17 protein-coding genes and 5 tRNA genes are annotated in these 16,618 nt (G+C 63.0%); 13 read left to right on the top strand and 9 right to left on the bottom strand.

Annotated features, from left to right (window positions below; genetic code table 11):
* The first annotated feature begins 27 nt into the window (after positions 1–27).
* The gene (gene mnmH / locus CU110_RS14610; protein ID WP_077378521.1) at positions 28–1,134 is read left to right on the top strand and encodes a tRNA 2-selenouridine(34) synthase MnmH; all 1,107 of its coding nucleotides are present in this window, start codon (positions 28–30) and stop codon (positions 1,132–1,134) included.
* Between the two features lies 1 nt (position 1,135).
* On the opposite strand, the gene CU110_RS14605 is transcribed toward mnmH, so the two are convergent.
* Positions 1,136–1,750, bottom strand: a complete 615-nt coding sequence (locus CU110_RS14605) for a type 1 glutamine amidotransferase (protein WP_164850387.1) — start codon at positions 1,748–1,750, stop codon at positions 1,136–1,138.
* Positions 1,751–1,933: 183 nt separating this feature from the next.
* Here CU110_RS14605 and CU110_RS14600 point away from each other — a divergent pair, with 183 nt between their 5' ends.
* Genes CU110_RS14600 through CU110_RS14590 form a run of 3 tightly spaced genes read left to right on the top strand, consistent with a single transcriptional unit; the run spans position 1,934 to position 3,709 of the window.
* Positions 1,934–2,230, top strand: a complete 297-nt coding sequence (locus tag CU110_RS14600) for an MGMT family protein (protein WP_084209463.1) — start codon at positions 1,934–1,936, stop codon at positions 2,228–2,230.
* Between the two features lie 55 nt (positions 2,231–2,285).
* Positions 2,286–2,897 (top strand): DUF416 family protein, encoded by a 612-nt coding sequence (locus tag CU110_RS14595; RefSeq protein WP_077378530.1) that lies wholly within the window; start codon positions 2,286–2,288, stop codon positions 2,895–2,897.
* An 8-nt stretch (positions 2,898–2,905) separates the two neighbouring features.
* Entirely contained in the window at positions 2,906–3,709 is an 804-nt protein-coding gene (locus CU110_RS14590; protein ID WP_164850386.1) for a CHAD domain-containing protein, read from the top strand.
* Positions 3,710–3,733: 24 nt separating this feature from the next.
* On the opposite strand, the gene hisF is transcribed toward CU110_RS14590, so the two are convergent.
* From hisF to hisB, 4 genes are all read right to left on the bottom strand, one after another.
* Positions 3,734–4,507: an imidazole glycerol phosphate synthase subunit HisF gene (hisF, locus tag CU110_RS14585; protein WP_077378537.1), complete on the bottom strand. Its 774-nt coding sequence runs from the start codon at positions 4,505–4,507 to the stop codon at positions 3,734–3,736.
* A gap of 11 nt (positions 4,508–4,518) precedes the next feature.
* Positions 4,519–5,265 carry a 1-(5-phosphoribosyl)-5-[(5-phosphoribosylamino)methylideneamino]imidazole-4-carboxamide isomerase gene (gene hisA, locus CU110_RS14580; protein ID WP_077378540.1) on the bottom strand — a complete coding sequence of 249 codons (747 nt, stop codon included), beginning with the start codon at positions 5,263–5,265 and terminating at the stop codon, positions 4,519–4,521.
* Between the two features lie 115 nt (positions 5,266–5,380).
* The gene (gene hisH / locus CU110_RS14575; RefSeq protein ID WP_077378543.1) at positions 5,381–6,022 is read right to left on the bottom strand and encodes an imidazole glycerol phosphate synthase subunit HisH; all 642 of its coding nucleotides are present in this window, start codon (positions 6,020–6,022) and stop codon (positions 5,381–5,383) included.
* 45 nt (positions 6,023–6,067) lie between these two features.
* Complete coding sequence (hisB, locus tag CU110_RS14570; protein WP_077378545.1) at positions 6,068–6,661, bottom strand: imidazoleglycerol-phosphate dehydratase HisB; 594 nt, start codon at positions 6,659–6,661, stop codon at positions 6,068–6,070.
* A 208-nt stretch (positions 6,662–6,869) separates the two neighbouring features.
* On the opposite strand from hisB, the gene CU110_RS14565 reads away from it, so the two are divergent.
* The 8 genes from CU110_RS14565 (at position 6,870) to CU110_RS14530 (ending at position 12,008) form a co-directional block, all read left to right on the top strand.
* Entirely contained in the window at positions 6,870–9,722 is a 2,853-nt protein-coding gene (locus tag CU110_RS14565) for an acetyl-CoA sensor PanZ family protein (RefSeq protein WP_164850385.1), read from the top strand.
* Between the two features lie 128 nt (positions 9,723–9,850).
* A complete protein-coding gene (gene mutY / locus CU110_RS14560; protein WP_084209841.1) occupies positions 9,851–10,939 on the top strand; it encodes an A/G-specific adenine glycosylase in 1,089 nt (362 codons plus the stop codon).
* 139 nt (positions 10,940–11,078) lie between these two features.
* Positions 11,079–11,390 carry an oxidative damage protection protein gene (locus CU110_RS14555; RefSeq protein WP_077378554.1) on the top strand — a complete coding sequence of 104 codons (312 nt, stop codon included), beginning with the start codon at positions 11,079–11,081 and terminating at the stop codon, positions 11,388–11,390.
* A 104-nt stretch (positions 11,391–11,494) separates the two neighbouring features.
* Positions 11,495–11,570 (top strand) — tRNA-Phe (locus CU110_RS14550).
* Between the two features lie 5 nt (positions 11,571–11,575).
* Positions 11,576–11,650: transfer RNA gene (locus tag CU110_RS14545), tRNA-Gln, on the top strand.
* Between the two features lie 49 nt (positions 11,651–11,699).
* A tRNA-Thr gene (locus CU110_RS14540) sits at positions 11,700–11,775 on the top strand.
* Between the two features lie 77 nt (positions 11,776–11,852).
* Positions 11,853–11,928, top strand: a tRNA-Phe gene (locus CU110_RS14535).
* A gap of 5 nt (positions 11,929–11,933) precedes the next feature.
* Positions 11,934–12,008 (top strand) — tRNA-Gln (locus CU110_RS14530).
* Between the two features lie 7 nt (positions 12,009–12,015).
* On the opposite strand, the gene CU110_RS14525 is transcribed toward CU110_RS14530, so the two are convergent.
* The 4 genes from CU110_RS14525 to CU110_RS14510 form a co-directional block, all read right to left on the bottom strand.
* Positions 12,016–12,870, bottom strand: coding sequence for a sigma-54 dependent transcriptional regulator (locus tag CU110_RS14525; protein WP_276317871.1), 855 nt, complete (start codon positions 12,868–12,870; stop codon positions 12,016–12,018).
* A 27-nt stretch (positions 12,871–12,897) separates the two neighbouring features.
* Entirely contained in the window at positions 12,898–13,350 is a 453-nt protein-coding gene (locus CU110_RS14520) for a hypothetical protein (protein WP_127736473.1), read from the bottom strand.
* Between the two features lie 117 nt (positions 13,351–13,467).
* On the bottom strand, positions 13,468–14,325 hold the full coding sequence (locus CU110_RS16360) for a hypothetical protein (protein ID WP_084209459.1): 858 nt from the start codon (positions 14,323–14,325) through the stop codon (positions 13,468–13,470).
* Between the two features lie 25 nt (positions 14,326–14,350).
* Entirely contained in the window at positions 14,351–15,217 is an 867-nt protein-coding gene (locus CU110_RS14510; protein ID WP_240665415.1) for a CsgG/HfaB family protein, read from the bottom strand.
* 191 nt (positions 15,218–15,408) lie between these two features.
* Here CU110_RS14510 and thpD point away from each other — a divergent pair, with 191 nt between their 5' ends.
* Positions 15,409–16,515: an ectoine hydroxylase gene (thpD, locus tag CU110_RS14505; protein WP_308457347.1), complete on the top strand. Its 1,107-nt coding sequence runs from the start codon at positions 15,409–15,411 to the stop codon at positions 16,513–16,515.
* The last annotated feature ends 103 nt before the right edge of the window (positions 16,516–16,618 follow it).

The raw sequence follows: 16,618 nt of genomic DNA, 5'->3' as shown, positions 1-16,618 counted from the left end.
TTTTAGTTTTCCAGTCGAGAGATGCCCATGAGTTTGCCCACCGTGGCGGCCAGCTGCGATCTGATTCGCGATGGCCGCCCGCTGATCGATGTGCGTGCACCGATCGAATTTGCGGCCGGCTCCCTGCCGGGGGCCGTCAACCTTCCGCTGATGGATGACGAGGAACGTCACCGGGTCGGTCTGCAGTACAAGCAGGTCGGCCCGGAGTCGGCGGTGCATCTGGGTCATCAGCTGGTCAGTGGCGGGATCAAGCGCGCCAGGATTCGTGCCTGGGTCGAGCACGTCGAGCGCCATCCCGAGGCGGTTCTCTACTGCTTCCGGGGCGGCATGCGCTCTCAGCTCAGCCAGCAATGGTTGAAGGAGGCAGGCATCGAGCGCCCGCGGATCGCCGGGGGCTGGAAGGCCATGCGTCAGCAGCTTTGCCAGCATATCGATGAGCGCGTCGAGCAGGCCCCGATGCTGCTGATCGGGGGCCTGACCGGCTGCGCCAAGACCGAGCTGATCCATGCGCTCGACAATGGCATCGACCTGGAAGGCTGCGCGCGCCACAAGGGCTCGGCCTTCGGCCGTCACCCCTTCCCGGCACCGAGCCAGATCGACTTCGAGCATCGCATCAGCGCCGAGATGCTGTCACTGGCCGCGGACGCGCCCACCGTCATGGAAGATGAGTCGCGCTTCATCGGCAGCGTCAACATTCCGCTGCAGGCATGGCGCGCGATGGAGGCTGCCCCGCTGGTGAGAGTCGAGATGCCACTGGACTGGCGACTGGTGCAGATTCAGAAGGACTACATCGAAGGGCTGTGGGCCACCTACAGCGGACACTATGGTGACTTCCTCGGCTGGGCACTGCTGCAGCGTCAGCTGCGTCAGGCGTTGCTGCGTCTGCGCAAGCGGTTGGGCAGTGCACGTCTGGCGCGCCTGATTCGCATGCAGGACATCGCCTTCCGTGAACACAAGCGCGGCAATCCCACTGCCCATGAGGGCTGGCTGGCCCCGCTGCTCAGCGAATACTACGACCCCATGTACCGTTATCAGCTCGAGAAGCACGAGCGTACCTTCCTGCATGTCGGCGACTGGGACAACACGCTCGCCTTCGTGCGTGACTGGAGCGCCACGCATCGCTGGCAGCGCTGACTCAGGCGTCGAGCCAGTCCACCAGCAGGCGGTCCAGCAGGGCGGCCTGCCGATCAAAGCGCTTTGGGTCTTCCAGCAGTGCGTCTTCTGACTGCACTCCGCGACCCTCATTCGGGGCGGGGTGATGCCGGAGACGGTCACGCGTTGCGCCGGCATCCAGATGGGGATGGAAGTTGAGCGCCAGCACCCGGCCAGCATCCCAGCTGAATCCGGCGATCGGGGTATGCTCACCGCTGGCCAGCAGCTCGCAATCCTCCGGCAGGCCACAGATCTCCTCATGCCACAGCAGCGTCTCGAATTCGGCGGGCAGTCCCACGGGACACTCGTCACTGCGCGTGAGCGTGGCCCAGCGACGCTGCGGCACCACGGCCGGAGACACGATGGCGCCGAGTTGTTCGGCGATGAGGCGCGCGCCCAGCCCGATGCCCAGTACGGGGCGGTTGCTGTTGAGCGCGCGGCGAATCAGCTTGCGCTGCAGGCGCAGTGGCTGTGATTGGGTGCTCTCGGCACCTGACAATGGCTGAGGGCCATCCAGGATCACCAGCGCCTGGAAATCGTCGATGCCGGGGAGCGTCTCGCCATCCAGCGGGAAGCTGGTGTTGTAGCTGTGGCCCATGCCGACAAGCCAGTCGCTCAGGCGTACAGAGTCCTGCCAGCCTTGTGATCGTGGCAGGGCATCAGTCGCTGAGTGAGGCGCTGCGTCGGGGATAAGGCCTTGATGTATGAAGTAAAGGTGCATGGCGTCATCATGCGTCAGCCATCTGGCAGCGTAAAGACCCGAGCACAAACAGGGGAGAGCGTGATGCGTGCTGAACTGCTCGAGCAGATATACACCGTGGTGGCGCAGATTCCGGCGGGGCGAATCACGACCTACGGGCGAATCGCCAGCATGACCGATGGTGCCACCGCACGCATGGTCGGCTCGGCCATGCGCCATCTGCCGGATGGCCATCAATTGCCCTGGCATCGGGTGATCAATGCCTCGCTCAAGGTCACCGACCACGGTGGCGCGGTGCGTCAGCGCGAGAAACTGCGCAGCGAAGGCGTGCTGTTCGATGGTGTCGGTCGCGTGCCCAGAGAATGTCTGTGGCCGTGAATCTCGCCGCGGCAAAGTCTCGTTCGTTGAAAAGTGAAGTGAGAAGAGAGCCGTCATGACTCAGCCTGTTCCTGGTTTCCGCGCGCGTCTGGAAGCGCTGGCCCCCGTTCGCCGTACCGCCTTCATGGCAACGCTGACCGAGCGACTCCTGCCCAATGCCGGCTTCTACGCCGAGGCCAATGGCACCGCCAGCGCGCTGGAGACCACGCGCGAGTTGCGCAAGCTGCTGGACCTCGTCTGGGAGCAGCTGCGCGTTCGCGATGCCAAGATCGATTTCTCGCTGCAGGCCGAGAAGGTCACGGCCTTCGAGCCCGACGAGCATGACGACAGCTTCGGTGCGCGCCGTGCACTGGAAGCCGTCATGGCGCTGACCGCCTGCATCGATGTGCTGATCAGTGAGGAGCCGGAAGCCGCGCTCAAGGTCAGTCGCCTGTCCGCCGATGGCGTTCGCGCGCTGATCGACCTGCAGGCCGGTGAGGGCATCGAGCAGGAAGCGCTGGAAGCCATGATTCGCGAACATCCGCTGATGGTCGATGAGCGCGACTTCCAGGACGCCGTGCTGGAGAGTGTCGAGGCTCCGCGTCTTGAGCGTGATGACTGGCGAGCGCTCAAGCGGCTGGGGCGTAACGAGGATGTCAGCAATCTGGGGCTATCCTTGCAGGAATGAGCCCCCGGATGAATGGCCTGATCCTCGCGCATCTCGAGTCAATGCAGCAGCATCTGGCGCAGGCGACGCTCACCGCGCAGGAGGTCCATGCGCTGCGCGTCGACTGCAAGCAGCTGCGGGGCTGGTGGCAACTGCGACGTGAGTCACTGGGCAAGGCGGCGGTGAGTGAGCATCAGGCGCGTCCGCGCGCCATCGCCAGGGCATTGGCCGGCCCGCGTGAGGCGCGCATGCTGCGCAAGACCCATGCGCGCGCCTATGCCTGGGTGGATGAGCGTAGCCAGCGTCTGCTGGATGCGCTGCGTCCGGGGCTGACCAGTGCCGCATTGAGCGAGTCGGTGGCGGAGCTGGATCACGCACCTCTGAAGCGGCTGCTGAGCGACGAGATGGCCGCCTGGCAGGCCGCTCCGCTGACGGGGGAGGAGCTCACGGCCGGATTGGAATTCAGTCGTCACCGCCTCCACAAGCTGGCGGCGCGGGTGATCAGCGAGCGGGAGATCGAGACGTCCCACCGGCTGCGCAAGTGGATCAAGTACCGCAGGTTCCAGCTGGCACTGGCGCATGCGGCGCTGGGGGAGACGGCAGGGCGTGAACTCGAGTCACCGAGTCGTGGGCGTCGTCGTGAGCCGGAATTGCTCGACAAGGCAGCATCCCGTCTGGGCAATCAGCATGACCTTGCCGAGCTGGCGCTGTGGGTCGGCGAGCGGGTGATGCTGCCCGCCGCCGAGAAGCATCTGGTGGCCGATATTCTGCGACTTGCCGACCAGCGACTCGAGCAGGCGCTCACGCCACTGGCGAAGCTGGGCTACGCCTGAGCGCTGTCGTCGCCTGACCTGCGCTCAGAGGCGCATCTCGATGCCGCGCTCGGCCATGTAGGCCTTGGCTTGCGGGATGGTGTACTCGGCGAAGTGGAAGATGCTGGCGGCCAGCACCGCATCCGCCCCGCCCTCGAGCACGCCGTCCACCAGATGGTCGAGAGTGCCGACCCCACCGGAGGCGATGACCGGCACGCTGACGGCGTCGGAGATGGCGCGTGTCACGCCGAGATCGAAGCCGGCCTTGGTGCCATCGCGGTCCATGCTGGTCAGCAGCAATTCACCGGCGCCCAGCTCGACCATCTTCTTCGCCCACTCGACAGCGTCGAGCCCGGTTGGCTTGCGCCCACCGTGGGTGAAGATTTCCCAGCGCGGTGTCTCGCCCTCTTCGCTGACGCGCTTGGCGTCGATGGCGACCACGATGCACTGGCTGCCGAAGCGGTCCGCCGCTTCACGCACGAAGTCCGGGTTGAACACGGCGGCGGTATTGATCGAGACCTTGTCCGCGCCGGCATTCAGCATGGTGCGGATGTCCTCGCAGGTGCGGATGCCACCACCGACCGTCAGCGGGATGAACACCTCACCGGCGATGCGCGACACCATGTCGACCGTGGTGCCACGGTTGTCGACGCTGGCGGTGATGTCGAGGAAGGTGATCTCGTCGGCGCCTTGCTCGTTGTAGCGCTTGGCGACCTCGACCGGATCACCGGCATCGCGGATACCGACGAAGTTGACGCCCTTGACGACGCGACCGGCGTCGACGTCCAGACACGGGATGATGCGTTTGGCGAGTGCCATGATCGCTCCCCTCAGGCCGTGCGGCCGGTGATGGCGTCGGACAGCGCCTGTGCTTCGGCGATATCCAGGCTGCCTTCATAGATGGCGCGACCGGTGATGGCGCCGAGGATGCCCTGATCGGCCACTTCAGCCAGGCCACGGATGTCATCCAGATTGGTCACGCCGCCGGAGGCGATCACCGGGATGCCGCCTTCGCGGGCCAGTGCCACGGTGGCCTCGATGTTGACGCCCTGCATCATGCCGTCGCGGGCGATGTCGGTGTAGACGATGGAGGACACGCCGTCATTGGCGAAACGCTTGGCAAGCTCGGTCGCCTTGATGGTGGAAACCTCGGCCCAGCCATCGGTGGCCACGAAGCCGTCACGCGCATCGAGACCGACGATGATGCGGCCCGGGAAGGCGCGGCACATCTCGGCGACGAAGGCCGGTTCCTTCACGGCCTTGGTGCCGATGATGACCTGACCGACGCCGGCCTCCAGATAGTGCTCGATGGTCGCGGCATCCCGGATGCCACCGCCGATCTGGATCGGCAGCTCCGGGTAGGCGCGGGCGATGCGTGTCACCGCGTCACCATTGACCGGCTTGCCTTCGAAGGCACCGTTGAGATCGACCAGATGCAGGCGGCGACCACCGGCCTCGACCCAGCGCGCGGCCATGGCCAGCGGGTCATCGCCGTAGTTGGTGGAGTCTTCCATGCGGCCTTGCTTCAGGCGTACGCACTGACCGTCCTTGAGATCGATCGCGGGGATTACCAGCATGTCGGGTGTCCTCTCGGCGTGTCTTGGCACGCCTGAATTGTCGTCGGTATATCGAAGGCGGATGAATCGGTGCCCGACTCGCAAGGCAGGCACCGACGGTCACGCAGGTGAGCCCTCAGGGCTGCCAGCGGACGAAATTCTCGAGCAGCTTGAGGCCGGCGGCCGCACTCTTCTCCGGGTGGAACTGCACCGCGAACAGGCTGCCCTCACCGATGGCGACGTGCGCCTCGGCACCGGCGTAATGCGTGGCGCCGAAGACCTGTGAGCGCTCGGCAGCCGAGACATAGAAGCTGTGCACGAAGTAGAAGCGCGAGTTGTCCTCGATGCCTTCCCACAGCGCATGGCCCTGGGTATGGGCGACGTGGTTCCAGCCCATGTGCGGCACCTTGAGGCGCTGGCCGTGCTCGTCCAGCTGCTTGTCATCAAAGCGCTTCACGTCGCCCTTGAAGTAGGCGAGGCAATCGATGCCACCGTTCTCCTCACTGCGCTCCATCAGCATCTGCTGACCGACACACACGCCCAGCAGCGGCTTGCTGTGGTTGCTCAGCAGTTCGCCGACCAGCCCGCGCAGTTCGGCGCGCTCAAGCTCGCCCATGCAATCGCGGATGGCGCCCTGACCGGGCAGCACCACGCGGGTCGCACCACGGATGGCGCGCGGGTCACTGGTGATCACGACATTCTCGTCAGCCACATGCTCAAGTGCCTTGGCGACGGAGTGCAGGTTGCCCATGCCATAGTCGATGACGGCAATCGTCATGTCTTTCTCCCGCAGGCCGGAGGGGACTCCGGCATTGGATGTCGCTTACAGCGAGCCCTTGGTGGAGGCGATGCGGCCTCCCATGCGCTCGTCCTCTTCCACCGCCATGCGCACGGCACGGCCGAAGGCCTTGAAGATGGTCTCCGCCTGGTGGTGGGCATTGAAGCCCTTGAGGTTGTCGATGTGCAGCGTGGCGCCGGCATGGTTGACGAAGCCCTGGAAGAATTCCCAGAACAGCTGCGTATCGAAACGCCCGATGTTGCCGCGCGTGAACTCGCACTGCATGAACAGGCCCGGGCGACCGGAGAAGTCGATCACCACGCGTGACAGGGCTTCGTCCAGCGGCACGTAGGCATGGCCGTAGCGGCGGATGCCGGCCTTGTTGCCGAGCGCCTGCGCGAAGGCCTGGCCGAGAGTGATGCCGATGTCCTCGACGGTGTGGTGGTCGTCGATGTGCAGATCACCGTCGCAGTCGACGTCGATGTCGATCACGCCGTGACGGGCGATCTGGTCCATCATGTGTTCGAGGAAGGGCACGCCGGTGTTGGCGCTCAGCTTGCCTTCGCCGTCCAGATTGATGCGAACCCGAATCTTGGTTTCCGAGGTGTTGCGATGAACCTCGGCGATACGCTCTGCCATGATGTCTCTCCAGCGGTCGGTGACCTCACCGGGGCCTGGGTGTGAGAGGCGTATGTCCAGTCCGGCCGGGAAGTGCGCATCATGTGGTTGTTGTCATGTGATGTCGCAAGTGAAAGCGTGATCTGCCTGCCCAGCCAGTCATTATAGAGAAAGGACAACGGCATCCGCTACAATGGCGGGCATTCATATCGCGGGCGAGGATCTCACCATGCCGGTCACTCTTCAGATGATCGATCACGCACGCTGGCAGGCCGATGAGCAAGTGCGCATCGACCTGTCACGCATCTATCACGAAGCCCCCGGTGAACGCCTGCCACTCGCGCCGGATGAGTTCATTCAGGCCAGCCTGGAGACCGGTCATCGCTTCTGCACCGCCTTCTTCAATGATCGCCATATCGGCGCCCTGCTGTGCGAGGACGATGGAAGGGCATGGCGCATCCGTCATTGCTGCGTGCGCAAGAGTACCCGGCGACGCGGGGTGGGAACGCGCCTGATGGCATTGATGTCGCTGGAAGCGGCGGCGCGTGAGCGCCTGCTGGTCGTGCCGGATCAAGGATTGACGCTGGCTGACGAGCTTCTGCTGTCGCGGCTCGGTTACGTGAAGGATGCCGAGCAGCAAGGCTTCGTGCTGGCCCAGTCTCATCGTGTCAAAGGGAGGACGCAGATGAAAGCACTGTTCAGGGCCTTGCTGGCCATCGTCGGAGTACTGGCGCTGGTCGTGGTGGCGGGGGTGATCTATGTCACCACCTTCCTCGACCCGAATGATCTCAAGCCGCGTCTGGTCAAGGCGGTCAAGGACCAGGCGGGGCTGGAGCTGGCCCTGAACGGTCCGCTGGACTGGTCGTTCTACCCGCGTCTGGGCGTCAGTGTCGAGGACGCCCAGACCTGGCTGCCGGAGCAGGCTCACGACCAGACACCCTTCGCCTCCTTCAAGCGTGCCGAGGTCGGGGTGTCCTTCGCGCCCTTGCTAAGCGGTGAGGTGGAGGTCGAGGGCGTGTTCCTCGATGGCCTGAAACTGGACCTCAAGCGAGACGCTGACGGGCGAGGCAACTGGGAGAGTCTGTTGCAGCATGCTGCCGATGCCGCCGAGAGCGGTGCGGCGGACAAGGCCCTGCCTCCCGCCAAGAGTGCCGGTGTCGCCATGGCCGATGAGACGCAGGGAGATGCCGGTGTCAGCGATGGCGCTGAAGGCATGGCCGTCAATCTCGATATCGCCTCGATTCAGGTCACCAATGGGCAGATCACCTACCAGGATGCTGCCAGCGGTCTCGACATGACGCTCAATGAGCTGGCGTTGAGCTCCAGCAACGTCAGCCCGACCAAGGCGTTCCCGGTGGAGCTGTCCTTCGTGGCGGAGGGGCGTGAGCCTGAGCTGCGCAGCACCATCAATCTGGACGGCAAGGTGGCGCTGGACCTTCAGAACGGTCGCCATGTCCTGACCGGCATCAGCCTGGATACCGCCACCAGCATGCCGTCGCTGAGCGAGCAGTCCCAGCAGCTGGCGCTGGAGATCGATACCCTGACACTGGATACCGAGCAGCAGCGCTATCGCATCGAGGGTGGGGAGCTGGATGCCTCGCTCAACGAACCGTCGCTGGGAGAGAAGGCGCTGCCGGTGAAGGCGACCTTCGGGGCGGAAGCGGATCTTGCCGAAGGCACCGCGACGCTCTCCGATCTGCTGCTGACCTCGGGCAGTGACCTGCGTCTGAGCGGGGCGCTCAAGGCCAGTGACATCACGGGCGAGGCGCTGAGCTACAGCGGGCAGTTCAAGCTGGCCCCGCTGTCGCCCAAGGCGTGGATGACGCGGGTCGGCATGCAGGCACCGCAGACGGCACGCGGTGATGCACTGACCTCGCTGGCATTCTCCAGCCCGCTCAAGGGCGATCTGTCACAGGTACAGCTGACCAACCTGGTGATGGCACTGGATGACACCACCATCAACGGACGTCTCGGCTCCTCCTTCGATGCCTCGCAGATCACCTTTGATCTGGATGTCGATGCGCTGAATCTGGACGACTACCTCCCGCCGCAGACCAGCGAGAAGACCGCGAGTCTCGGTACGGGGGTGACGGCAGGACTGGTGGCGCCGGCCTACGCGGCTGACGGCGATGCAGAGGTGTTGCCGGTGGAGCTGCTCAGAACTCTCGGGCTCAAGGGCCAGCTGGACATCGCGAACCTCACGGCATCCGGGCTCGAGATGCGCAAGGTGTCCGCCAAGCTGTCCGGTCAGCCGGGACTGCAGCAGCTCGATAGCCTGACGGCCAGTCTGTACGGCGGTAGCCTGGCAGCCAGTGCCCGCATCGACAGTCGCAAGACACCGCTGACCATGAGCTTCGGCGAGAAGTTGACCAATCTGGATATCGCGCCATTCCTCAAGGCGCTGGCGCCTGAGCAGGATGACATCCTGCGTGGCCGTCTGACGCTCAATGGCGATTACACCACCAGCACCAATCAACTCGACAGCATGAAGCGCAACCTGAATGGTTCGGGTGACTTCGAGATTCGCAATGGCGAGATACTCGACGTCAATGTGTCCGAGAAGATGTGCACCACGGTGGCGACGCTGAGTGGCAAGACGTCCTCGCGTGACTGGGCGGCGAATACCCCGCTGGAACGCGCACAGGGCAGCTTCAAGGTCACCAATGGCGTGATCAGCAATCAGGATCTGGCACTGGCGATCCCGGGTATCGCGCTGGATGGCAAGGGGCAGCTCAACCTGCCGACCGAAGCCTTTGACTACAACGTGGCGGCGCGCTTCATTGAAGGAACGGATGACGCTGCCTGTGAGGTCAATCCGCGTCTGGTCAAGCTGCGCTTCCCGGTGCAGTGTCAGGGCAACCTGAGCGGTGAGCCGGGCGAATGGTGCGGCTTCGACCAGAAGGGTTTCCAGACGGCCGCCGCGGAACTGGCCAAGGATGAAGCCAAGCGCAAGGCGGGCGAGAAGGTCAGCGAGAAGCTGGATGAGAAGCTCGATGAAGACACGCGCAAGAAGATCGATGACAAGCTGGGCGAAGGCGCCAGCGACAAGCTGAAGGGCGCGATTCAGGGGCTGTTCAACTGATAGACCATGGCGCGCCATGGTACGAGTCACGAGTAGAGGAAGTCTTGATGGCGGTACCTGACACTGCGGCCACGCCTGACGTGGCAGCGTCTGATACCCACGCCCCGCCAGGCGTGGCAAGCATTGCGATGAGCCCGGAGGAATTCCAGGCCCGCGTGTTCGACTGGTTCGATGAGCATGGCCGCAAGCACCTGCCCTGGCAGGAGAACACCACCCCGTATCGTGTATGGGTCTCGGAGATCATGCTCCAGCAGACCCAGGTCACGACGGTGTTGCCCTATTACGCGCGCTTCATGGAATGCTTCCCGGATGTCGCGGCGCTGGCGGCGGCGGAGATCGATGAGGTGCTGCACCTGTGGACGGGGCTTGGCTACTACGCCCGGGCGCGCAATCTGCACAAGGCCGCTCAACAGGTGGTCGCTGAGCATGGCGGCGCCTTCCCGGTCGAGAGTGTCGAGGCACTGTCGGCCTTGCCAGGTATCGGGCGTTCGACCGCCGGGGCGATCATCAGCATCAGCACCGGACAACGGGCGCCGATTCTCGATGGCAACGTCAAGCGCGTGCTGGCTCGCCTGCATGCCGTGGAAGGCTGGCCGGGTCGGCCGGCCGTGGAGCGCAAGCTGTGGACGCTGGCGGAGCGCTATACCCCGCAGGTGCGGCTGGCGGACTGGACCCAGGCGATGATGGATCTCGGGGCCACCCTGTGCACGCGCGGCAGCAAGCCGGATTGTACGCGCTGTCCCTTCGAGGAAGTCTGTGTGGCGCATGCACGCGGCGAGGAAAAGCGCTTCCCCGAGAGCAAGCCCAAGAAGGCTATTCCGACACGTCAGACGCTGATGCTGCTGGTCAGTGACGAGACGGGCCGGATTCTGCTCGAACGACGCCCACCGACGGGCATCTGGGGCGGCCTGTGGGCGCCGCCGCTGGTCGAGGACCGCGAGGCCGCGCGGGAGTGGGTCGCCCGTGAAGCGCGAGGCGCGCATCTGGAGGCGCCGCTGGACAGTTTCGAGCATGTCTTCAGCCACTTCCGGCTGACCATCACGCCGCAGCCGGTTCAGCTGGGAGCGGCGGAACTGACGCCGTCGGCGGAGGATGGCGTCAACGAACACGGAGCAGACCGTCGTTTCGTCGACCCCGCCGCGCCGGATGCCGTGGGCCTGCCGGCACCGGTCAAGGCGCTGCTGGCACGCTGCACGGATGATCTGTTCGGGCTGTGAGCGAGTCGCTCTCATCGACAGGCCTCGGACGCCTGGGGGAAACCCGCTCAAGCGTGCGAGAATGAGGCAATCGATTGAGCGTCTGGCGAAGGCTCGGCGCTCAACCGCACTGACATCCAGTTCTCTTACGGAGTTACCCATGCGCACCGTACATTGCCGCAAGTATGACCAGGACCTGCCGGGTCTCGACTTTCCGCCGCTGCCGGGCGAGAAGGGCCAGGATATCTGGGCCAACGTCTCGAAGCAGGCATGGGAAGAATGGCAGGCGCTGCAGACACGCCTGATCAACGAGAAGCACCTCAACATGATGGATGCCGACAGCCGTCGCTATCTGATGGAGCAGATGGAGCGTTTCTTCCGCAACGAAGAGACCGATCAGGCCGAAGGTTTCGTCCCGACTGACGCCGCCGCCAAGGGCGAAGCGCAGGGCGGACAGGGCTACGAAGTCTGACGAGACGGCGAGGGCGATGGAAGACGAATAACGACGCCAAATTCTTGATAAGCAAGGGTTGACGTCGGGAAAGGTTTTCTATTTAATACGTCCTCGTTGGCAAGGGCCAGATAGCTCAGTTGGTAGAGCAGGGGATTGAAAATCCCCGTGTCGGCGGTTCGATTCCGTCTCTGGCCACCAAGTGTTGGGGTATAGCCAAGTGGTAAGGCACCGGTTTTTGGTATCGGCATTCCCAGGTTCGAGTCCTGGTACCCCAGCCAGCTGACATGCAGTAACGTAGTAAGAAGACTCATATCATGAGTTCTTTGTGCCGGCTTAGCTCAGTTGGTAGAGCAACTGACTTGTAATCAGTAGGTCGAGGGTTCGACTCCTTTAGCCGGCACCATCTTCAGGCTTCTGTAGATGAACGAAGAACGCAGGATATCGAAGTCGCCCAGGCGGCTTTTTTTGTGTCTTCCGGTCGGCCAGATAGCTCAGTTGGTAGAGCAGGGGATTGAAAATCCCCGTGTCGGCGGTTCGATTCCGTCTCTGGCCACCAAGTATTGGGGTATAGCCAAGTGGTAAGGCACCGGTTTTTGGTATCGGCATTCCCAGGTTCGAGTCCTGGTACCCCAGCCAATTCTGGCTAGCAGATGAAGTCGCAGGATGAATTCGGCAGCCAACAGAAAAGCCACCCTCCGGGGTGGCTTTTTTGCGTCTGGCGTGGCAGGTCCAGCATGGCGGCCGTGAGACTCTCGCCCTCGTGGAGGATGATGGCGCGGCGCAGGGTGTTTTCCAGCTCGCGCACGTTGCCCGGCCAATCGTGGGCCAGCAGCGCCTGCTCCGCGCAGGCGCTCAGGCTGGTGAAATGCTTGCCTTCGTGGCTGGCCATGCGACTCAGCAAGCCGTTGGCGATCTCGAGAATGTCACTTCCGCGCTCGCGCAGGGGCGGCACCTTGAGCGGGATGACGTGCAGGCGGTAGAAGAGGTCTTCGCGGAAGCGATGGGTCTCCACCAGCTGACGCGGGTCCTGATGCGTGGCGCAGACGATACGGCAGTTGACCTCGACCGTGCGTGTCGCGCCCACGGGCATCACCTGGCCGGTCTGCAGAAAGCGCAACAGCTTGCTCTGCAGTGGCAAGGGCAGTTCGGCGATCTCATCCAGGAACAGCGTCCCGCCATCCGCTGCCACGGCCAGGCCCTGCTGGGCACTGACGGCACCGGTAAAGGCGCCACGCACATGCCCAAACAGCTGTGATTCCAATAGCTCCGCCGGGATGGCAGCACAGTTGACGGCGATGAAAGGGCCTTCGCGTACCGGGCTGTGGCGGTGGATGGCAGTGGCGCATAGCTCCTTGCCGCTGCCGCTTTCGCCGGTGATGAAGATGGGGGCGTCCGAATGGGCGACCTGTATGAGGGTGCGATAGAGGGTCTGCATGGACGATGAGCCTCCGATGAACCCCTCAAAACCGTTAGGCCGGCCTGTCGGTAGAGACTTCACCCGTGCGGTGGTGAGCCTTCAGTGCGGTCATGAGTGATGTTCCCTTGCTGCTGGGCTGCAGGAGCATAATTGTCGGGCTGCTTCTGGTGACAGCCTCTCGGAAGCGTCCTCTTCATCATCCGCATTGTTGTGGGTGATGGTGAAATCCGTTGACGACGTCTGCGAGCTGCCATCGGCGGACTGGTCCGCCGTGCTGTCGATGGTGCCGGTAGAGCCGTCACTCAGGGTCTGTTCAATCTGCTGCCAGTTGCCGATCGAGGTACTGCTGCCGGTATTGAGCGTGTATGCGCCGATATTGGTCTCGGACCCTTCCCCCAGGCTGCCGGCCTTCTTGCTCTCGTAGAGGATCAGCGCGGTTTCTGCACTGCGCGCCGGGAAGTCGTAAGGGAAGGGGCCCATCAACGAGTTGGCGCTGGCGCTACCGGCCAGCAGGAACCCCGCGCCCACGACTCCCAGGCTGATACGTGTGAAAGCATTCATGTCTTGCTCCTTTCGGTCTGTGAAAGATGCAGTGTCTGATGCGTGAGACGTCTGATGTCAGCAGGTGCTGAAACACACGCGGGTTGCCCCGCGTGTGTTGATCAGGCTGTCGCTGGATTATTGCGGGCCGACATTGATGGAGACGTTGTTGCCCACTGAGGTCGCAGCATTGTTGATGACCGGGCCCTCGAAGCTGCCCACTGGAGGCAAGCCGAGCATGACATTGGTCACTGAAGCCGTGGAGGTCACATCGGCAAGGCTGAACTGGGTGTTGTCGGCAATCAGCGCGGTATCAAGACCAGTTGTGTCCTGGGTGACCGACAGGTTGTTGCCTACCGAGGTCGCGGCATTATCCACACTCAGGTTGAGGATGTTGTCCACAGTGGCCACTGAGTCGATGTTCGCTTTCTGGAAATAGCCCCCTGCCAGGAATTGCTCGTTATGCAGATTGACCATGGCATCGCTCTCGATGGAGGCATTGTTGCCGACTGAGGTCGCCGCATTTTCCAGGCTTTCCAGACGTGTGATATCAGCATTCACGACGGGGTCGGTGGTGGTGGTAGTGATATAGCCAATGGCCCCTGCGCCTGCGCCTGCGATGGCACCGGCACCGGCATTTGCACTAGAGCCAAACCAGCCGCCATAGGAGCTGGCCCCTGCACCTGCGGCTGCTCCTGCAGCTGCGCCCACGCCAATCCCGACTTCGGTGGTGGTTTCACCGGGGCCAGAGCCGTAACTGATGTCACTGACGACGGCTTCCGAGCTGACATCCCCGATCTGCTTCTGGAAGTTCTCCACCATCACCAGGCCGCCCGGATCTTCGATCGTCGGATCGATATGGGCTCCCACCTTGATGTGCGTGTCAACGTGGCCATGCCATTTCCAATGGACATTGTCGAAGGCTTGCGCCTGACTTGCCATCATCACACCACTTACGAGACCGATGGCGACTGCGAGCTTATTATAGGTAGTCATTGTCATGTTCCTCATGAATGTTGACTTATTGTGCTGCGCTGGATGCTGCCGATGTTTCTGTTGCAGGTGCCTCTGTATTGGCTGCGGCCACTTGCTGCGTGTTGCCGTCTTTCGCTGCAACATGCTGTCCCGGGTGAAGTTCACATTCCTGCCCCGCAGGTACAGGAAGTCCCAGGCCTTCAGTCAGGAGTTGGTAGGCGCCCATCTCCACGACTGATCTCACGCCCAGCTGCAGTGGTTCATTGCGCACTGCGCCGGAATCAAACTCGACCAGCTGATTGCCGAAGAAGCGATAGATGCCGGCTTCGACTTCGTAACCCACCACCTGCTTCTGCAGGCTGGTGACATAGACGGTGCGGAAGGTGCGGATGTCGACCATGCGCAGGTCCAGGCCCACATTGATCACGGCGGTCCGCAATCCGGCCCCGATTCCGCTGACGAACAGGCGAGTGCCACCACTGGAAATGTTGTAATTGAGCTCAGTGAGGGCACCGAGTACCACGAAGTGCGAGGGGAGGACGGCCAGCTTGCGTGGTGCATAGGCCATGGCCTTGTTCTCGTAAAGTTGCTGCTCGGCCAGCGGGACGCGAACATCAAGACGCTCTGTCAGGTGAACCTTGCGAGTCTTGTAGAGCGCGCTGATCAACATTTCCGAGACACCCTGAGTGACGGCGGCGCTTTCGGTTACTGTCGAATAGCTGCGTTGCCCTGTCTTGTCAGTGATTTGCCCGACGGCGATAACTGGCAGGTTTGTCGCGCCTGAAATACGGCTCAATGAGGCAAGACATTCACTGTAAGGCGTATTGTTTGAGGTGACTGGCGGCCCGACGACTGGCTCGACATTATCGAATTTCGGCTCGACTGCGGCGCAGCCCCCCAGCACTGTGGCCATGCAAGCGGCCAGACAAATCCGTGGCTTGAACATGCTGGAAGTTCCCCTGGTGTGACGCATTGTCCTGCGCCGTTCTTGGGTTGAAGTCTGTGTCATGGCCCATAGGTGGGACAGTGCGGCCAAGCCGCAGGAATAGAACGCCGGATTCCTCTTTCCTCAATGCAAGCCATTGATGCCTTAAGGAGAGCAAGATGACAGCTTCACGCCACATGACCTCGTACAACGCCACCGCTGCGCTTTCGTCCAAGCAGCGCCACCACCACGAGATGGACGGCAGCAACGCCAGCGATGGCGCAGAGTCCTCCAATCAGCGTCTGGGTGTTCGTCAGGTCGATGCCGATCGCGATCAGGCGCCGGAAGCCTATCTGGACAAGTCAGGCAGCGACCGAGGCTCCTCCCACTCGCGCGACGCCTACCCGACGCGTCTGAGCCAGCCACCGCAGCACCTGTGGCAGAAGCGCCGCGAGCCCGTCGTGCACTCGCGCGCCGATGAGGGGCCGCTGGGGGCTGAGCAACTCAAGCGGTTCGAGCGCGATGGCTTCCTGTTCGAGCCGGAATTCCTGGCCCCGCAAGAAGTCGAGACGCTCAAGGCCGAACTGGCTGCGCTGCTGGAGCAGGAAGATCTCCAGGGTCGTGATTTCACCATCACCGAGCCCAAGAGCCGCGAGATCCGCTCCATCTTCGCCGTTCACTTCCTGTCGGAGCGCTTCCGCCAGCTTGCCGAAGACCCGCGCCTGATGGATCGCGCGCGCCAGATTCTGGGTGGCGATGTCTATGTCCACCAGTCGCGCATCAACTACAAGCCGGGCTTCGAGGGCAAGGGCTTCAACTGGCACTCGGACTTCGAGACCTGGCACGCCGAGGATGGCATGCCGGAAATGCGTGCGGTCAGCGCCTCGATCATCCTGAATGACAATCACCACTTCAACGGCCCGCTGATGCTGATCCCCGGCTCGCACGAAGTCTTCGTGCACTGCCTGGGCGAGACGCCGGAAGACAATCACAAGTCTTCGCTGCAGGCACAGGAAGTCGGTGTGCCCTCGCGCGAAGCGCTGCGAGAGCTGGTCGCCCAGCGTGGCATTGAGGCGCCCACCGGTGCCGCGGGTGGTCTGCTGATGTTTGACTGCAACACCTTGCACGGCTCCAACGCCAACATGTCGCCGGACCCGCGCAGCAACGCCTTCTTCGTCTACAACCGCGTCGACAATGCCATGCAGGCGCCGTTCGCGGCCTCTCGTCCGCGCCCTGAATTTCTGGCCCACCGTGCCGATGGTGGCTGGGATGAACTGGAAAAATGAGCAGTGGACTGAACTGCACAACCCGGGGTTGCGTTCAGGCGGCGAAATCTCGGACGTTGGTGTGGTAGTGGCAAGCCGGCGGGGCGGCGTAAGATTGAGACAT

It is taken from the genome of Cobetia sp. ICG0124, assembly GCF_004006355.1.
Lineage (GTDB): Bacteria > Pseudomonadota > Gammaproteobacteria > Pseudomonadales > Halomonadaceae > Cobetia > Cobetia marina.
Note: the sequence above shows the minus strand (reverse complement) of the source record. Positions and strands in the feature narration are given on the sequence as shown.

What these genes read in the sequence shown, in the direction of transcription:
- hisF (WP_077378537.1), bottom strand. Translation starts at nt 4,507, where the DNA reads ATGGCACTCGCCAAACGCATCATCCCGTGTCTGGACGTCGACGCCGGT.
- CU110_RS14605 (WP_164850387.1), bottom strand. Translation starts at nt 1,750, where the DNA reads ATGGGCCACAGCTACAACACCAGCTTCCCGCTGGATGGCGAGACGCTC.
- hisB (WP_077378545.1), bottom strand. Translation starts at nt 6,661, where the DNA reads ATGGCAGAGCGTATCGCCGAGGTTCATCGCAACACCTCGGAAACCAAG.
- mutY (WP_084209841.1), top strand. Translation starts at nt 9,851, where the DNA reads ATGAGCCCGGAGGAATTCCAGGCCCGCGTGTTCGACTGGTTCGATGAG.
- CU110_RS14555 (WP_077378554.1), top strand. Translation starts at nt 11,079, where the DNA reads ATGCGCACCGTACATTGCCGCAAGTATGACCAGGACCTGCCGGGTCTC.
- thpD (WP_308457347.1), top strand. Translation starts at nt 15,409, where the DNA reads ATGACAGCTTCACGCCACATGACCTCGTACAACGCCACCGCTGCGCTT.
- hisA (WP_077378540.1), bottom strand. Translation starts at nt 5,265, where the DNA reads ATGCTGGTAATCCCCGCGATCGATCTCAAGGACGGTCAGTGCGTACGC.
- CU110_RS14565 (WP_164850385.1), top strand. Translation starts at nt 6,870, where the DNA reads ATGCCGGTCACTCTTCAGATGATCGATCACGCACGCTGGCAGGCCGAT.
- CU110_RS14520 (WP_127736473.1), bottom strand. Translation starts at nt 13,350, where the DNA reads ATGAATGCTTTCACACGTATCAGCCTGGGAGTCGTGGGCGCGGGGTTC.
- hisH (WP_077378543.1), bottom strand. Translation starts at nt 6,022, where the DNA reads ATGACGATTGCCGTCATCGACTATGGCATGGGCAACCTGCACTCCGTC.
- mnmH (WP_077378521.1), top strand. Translation starts at nt 28, where the DNA reads ATGAGTTTGCCCACCGTGGCGGCCAGCTGCGATCTGATTCGCGATGGC.
- CU110_RS14595 (WP_077378530.1), top strand. Translation starts at nt 2,286, where the DNA reads ATGACTCAGCCTGTTCCTGGTTTCCGCGCGCGTCTGGAAGCGCTGGCC.
- CU110_RS14590 (WP_164850386.1), top strand. Translation starts at nt 2,906, where the DNA reads ATGAATGGCCTGATCCTCGCGCATCTCGAGTCAATGCAGCAGCATCTG.
- CU110_RS16360 (WP_084209459.1), bottom strand. Translation starts at nt 14,325, where the DNA reads ATGACTACCTATAATAAGCTCGCAGTCGCCATCGGTCTCGTAAGTGGT.
- CU110_RS14510 (WP_240665415.1), bottom strand. Translation starts at nt 15,217, where the DNA reads ATGGCCACAGTGCTGGGGGGCTGCGCCGCAGTCGAGCCGAAATTCGAT.